Annotated in this window: 2 protein-coding genes; both read right to left on the bottom strand. The window is 76.1% G+C overall.

All coding sequences use genetic code 11. The features are described from left to right. Window positions 1–128: 128 nt before the first annotated feature. The gene (locus I6A60_RS40800; protein ID WP_307874128.1) at window positions 129–638 is read right to left on the bottom strand and encodes a nuclear transport factor 2 family protein; all 510 of its coding nucleotides are present in this window, start codon (window positions 636–638) and stop codon (window positions 129–131) included. A 79-nt stretch (window positions 639–717) separates the two neighbouring features. Beyond that, a partial coding sequence (locus I6A60_RS40795; protein ID WP_203055887.1) for a tetratricopeptide repeat protein occupies window positions 718–3224 on the bottom strand: 2507 nt, incomplete at its 5' end.

The following is a 3224-nucleotide window of genomic DNA, read 5'->3' as shown; positions in this document are numbered from 1 at the left end:
GATGCCTCGTCAGAGCGTCACGCGTCTCGTACAGATGGTTGTCAGCGTCGAACACAGGAAACCTGGGACTGGTCATATCGGAACCATAGGTCGTTTCTAACACCCACGTCAACGGACTAACAGTGGCGTCAGTCACGCAGGTCCCGGAACAGCTCGTAGGACGGGTCCGCGGTGTCCCGGCTGCCGCCGCCGGGCAGGTGGCCCGTCACCGGACGGTCGAGCTCTCCGAAGTCCAGGACCCAGACCCGGTGGTCGACGGCCCACCGCCCGTCCCGCCGCGACCAGCGGTCCAGGTACCGGCCCGCGTAGAACTCCTCGGTGAAGCCGTCGCCCACCGCGGACACGAGGCGCACGGTGACGTACGCCTCGCTGGCGGCCCGATCGCCGGCGATCTCGATCCCGACCGTCGCGATCTGGTGGGAGTGCGCCAGGCGCCGCAGATGGTTGCGGGAGACCTGGTCGACGAAGTCCCGCCCGCGCCCCTGGAAGATCCCCGGGCCGTAGTCCGCGGTGCCGTCGTCGTGCCAGACGCCGTAGCCGAGCTGGTCGTCGCGCCGATCCATCGCCCGGCAGTAGTTGTGCAGCTGCTGACGGATCGCCTCGCGCGCCGCCAGCTCCTCCAAAGCCTCGATCTCCACTCCAGCCACGCTCTCACGCCCGCCGGACTGGGCCCCTGAAACCCGGGCCCCTGAATCCTGGGCCCCTGAATTCGGTCGACTACCGGACGGTGCCCAGGAGCGGGACGGCGGCCGGGCCGGCCGCCGCGTGGCAGCGGGCGGCGTCGGACGGGTGACCGGCGTAGTCGAACAGCCGGCCGGCCGCGGTCAGCAGCTCGTGCGCGCGGGCCTGGGCGCCTTCGGCCTGGGCCAGCCAGGCTTCGGCCTCCTGGGTGGCCGCCTGCCAGGCGGTGCCCTCCCACAGCGCCGCCGACCGGCGGGCGGCGGCGAGATGCCGGCGGGCCCGGTCGAGGTCACCGGCCTGCGCCGAGACGATCGTCGCCGGCACGGCGAAGGCGACCGCGCAGAACAGGCACCCGTCGTCGACGCCGAGCGCGTCCTGCGCCTGGGTGACGACGGCGTAGGCGGCCGCCGTGTCCGGCGCGGCGGCGACCATGGTGCCGTAGATCCGCTGCACCAGGTGGGCGGCGATCGGCGACCACCTGGCCATCGGCAGCGCGCGCAGCAACAGCCGGTTCGCCTCGGCGCCGTCGCCCAGCGCCAGCCGCACCTGGGCCAGCCGCTGCAGCGCGTGCGCCTCGCCGGCGGTGGAGGCGACGTCCCGGTGGCGGGCCACCGCCCTGGTCAGCCGCCGCTGGGCGAGCTCGAGGTCGCCGGCCAGCAGCAGCGCCTCGCCAGCCAGGCACTCGGCGAAGGCGACCGCCCTGGCCGCGCCGGCCGTCTCGGCGGCGTCCCGCAGCTGGTCGGCCAGCCGGACCACCTCGGCGTAGGGCGTCGAGCCGTACAGCAGGTACTGGGCGATGCACAGGTGGGCGTCGAAGACGGTCGCGGCCAGCGCCGGCAGCTGGCTGGTGCGGCGCAGCTCGGCCGTGAGCTGGGCGAAGAACTCACCGCGGTCGTGCGCGACCAGGCCGACGAGCGCGACCAGGTCGCACACCGTCCGGTCGGTCTCGGCGGCCACGATCCGGCGGCGGGCCTCCTGGGCGATGGCGTCCGCCCGGTCCAGGTCGCCCGCGAAGTAGGCGAGCAGCCCGAGGGTCAGGCTGATGCTCGCGTCGGCGGGGCCGGTGCCCTGGTCGAGGCCGTCGAGCGCCGCGGCGGCGCCGTCCAGATCGCCGGCCATGAGCAGAGCGCGGGCGAGGCGGGCCCGCAGTGCCCGGGCGTCGTCCGGTGCCGCCAGCCCGATCGCCGCCCGGTAGGCCCCCGGAGCTCCGGGGTCCGCGAGCACGGCGAGCAGGTCCGCGCGCAGCGCGAGCAGCCGGGCCAGCTCGTCGCCGGTGGCCTCGGCGTGCACCTGGTCGACCAGCGCGAGCGCGTCCCGGTAGGCGCCGATGGCCGCCTCGGTCTCGGCGGCCCGCAGCGCGTAGGGCACGGCGCGCGCCCGTTCGCCGGCCTGGAGGAAGTGGTGGCCGACCCGGGCCGGCGCGGCCCCGAGCGTCGCGAGCCGTTCGGCGATCTCGCGGTGGATCGCGCGCAGCCGGTAGGGCGCCAGGCCAGCGAGCAGCGCGTCGCGGACGAGGTGGTGCCGGAACCGGAAGCCGGTGTCGGTCCGTTCGAGCGCGCCGCGCCCGATCAGTTCGTCGAGCACCACGCAGGCCTCGGACACCGGGCGGCTCGTGAGCGCGACCAGCTCGTCCAGGTCGAACGACCGCCCGACCACCGCGAGCCGGCGCAGCACGTCCCGGGCCGCGACCGAGAGCCCGTCGATCGCGGCGGCGTCCACCGAGAACGGGTTCGCCGGCTCGGCGGCCGCCCGCCGGGCGAGCTCCAGCGCCGTGAACGGCAGGCCCTGGGACACCTGCCAGATGCGCTCGACGAGCGCCGCGCCGACCAGGCCGGGCTCGGGTGCTGGCGACGCCGAAGGCCCTGCCGCCGGCCGCAGCTGGCGGGCGACGAGCGCGGCGATCGCGGTCTCGTCGAGCGGTCCGAGGTCGACGGCGACGGCGATTCCCCGGGACAGCAGGCTCGCGCGCACCTCGGCGAACGCGGGCGGCGCGGTGGCGTCGCCCGGCGGCGCGCGGTGGGCCAGCAGCAGGACGACCGGCAGCCCGGCGAGCGACCTGGCCAGGTAGTGCAGCATCCGCATCGTCGCGTCGTCCGCGTCGTGCAGATCGTCGACGACCAGCAGGGCGCCCGCCCGGCCCGGCGCGGCACGCTGCCCGCCCTCGGCCGCGTAGCGCAGCAGCTGGGCCGCTGCGACGAAGACCTGCTGGTGGCCGCTCGTGCCGGCCCAGCTGAGGTCGCGGCTCGACATCGCCCGCTCGACGCCCGCGCGGCAGTCGTCGTTGAGGTCCGTGAGAAGGGACGGATGCCGGCGGAACAGGTCGCTGAACGCCTCCAGCAGCGGGCCGTAGGGCCAGCCGCCCTCGATCGGCGCGGCCGCGCCGAGGCCGACCCACCAGCCGGCCCCCCCCGCGCGCCCGGCCCCCGGGGCGGGGCCCCGGGCCGGGCCGCCCCCCCCCCCCGCCCCCCGCCGGCTACTCCGCCGACGACCCGGGTCATCCCTTCTCCAGGAACTCGACCGGCCGGTCGTCGAGGGCGAGGGTG

It is taken from the genome of Frankia sp. AgB1.9 (assembly GCF_016786355.1).
GTDB lineage: Bacteria > Actinomycetota > Actinomycetes > Frankiales > Frankiaceae > Pseudofrankia.
This window is presented reverse-complemented; position numbering and strand designations above follow the sequence as displayed.